The organism is Rhizobium sp. BR 317 (genome assembly GCF_047445835.1).
Taxonomy (GTDB): Bacteria; Pseudomonadota; Alphaproteobacteria; order Rhizobiales; family Rhizobiaceae; genus Rhizobium; species Rhizobium paranaense.
The window spans coordinates 1-749 of the sequence record NZ_JARWLB010000179.1 but is presented as its reverse complement, the minus strand read 5'-3'; the positions used below and the strand labels follow the sequence as shown (position 1 = coordinate 749).

General features: G+C 68.1%; 1 pseudogene. It reads right to left on the bottom strand.

The features are described from left to right. A pseudogene (locus tag QD357_RS32650) lies at positions 1-585 on the bottom strand (hypothetical protein); the annotation flags it as partial. Between the last annotated feature and the right edge of the window lie 164 nt (positions 586-749).

Here is a 749-nt window from a genome sequence, read left to right as displayed (position 1 = left end):
GTCGAAGGCCGAGATCTGCGCTTCGGCGGCCTTGCGGCCCAGCGAATGACCCGGCTGCTCGACCGGCCGGTCGAACGGCTTCCAGGTCTCGCCGATCACCTGGGCATAGGCCGCGACGGCGCCTTCGGCTGCCATTCTCAGCGAATGGGCCTGGATGCCCATGTCGGCGGCGAACTCGCGCTTGCGCTGGGCGGCGCTGTCATAGCCGACCGGACCGTCGAGGTCCTCGTCGCGGGCATCGTTGGCGGCCTTTGCCGTGGCATCGCGCGCCTCGGTGACAGCGCGGCTATAGAACTGCCCGGCGCCATGGGCCGAGCCGACGAAKGCGCCGACGATCCGCTGCAGATGAATCTGCATGGCCTTGTCGCCCAGGCCGTCTCCKAGCGCATCGGCGGTCTCGATGACGAGGCGTTCATGCAGGTCGCGGATGCCGTCGCTGTCGATGACCGCGGTGCCGAAACTCTCGGCGATCTTTAGGGCCTGGCTGGCGTCGGGGCATGKCAGCCGKACCATTTCGATGGTGGCGCCCTTGCGCAGTTGCACAACGCGGGCGGATTGGCGAGAKGAGGGTGCGGGCTTGGCCATGATCGTTCCTTTCGAGGTCGTCCGAACGGGCTCCGGCCCATGCCGGCTTGCCCTTCGGTGCGGTCATCCCGAACCGGCGGAAGGCGGGCGTTTCAGGGTCCGGTMCTGCGTGGACGAGCGGAGCCGGTTTGCGGGCGAAGAGGGCAAACTGCCCTCGATAGAGC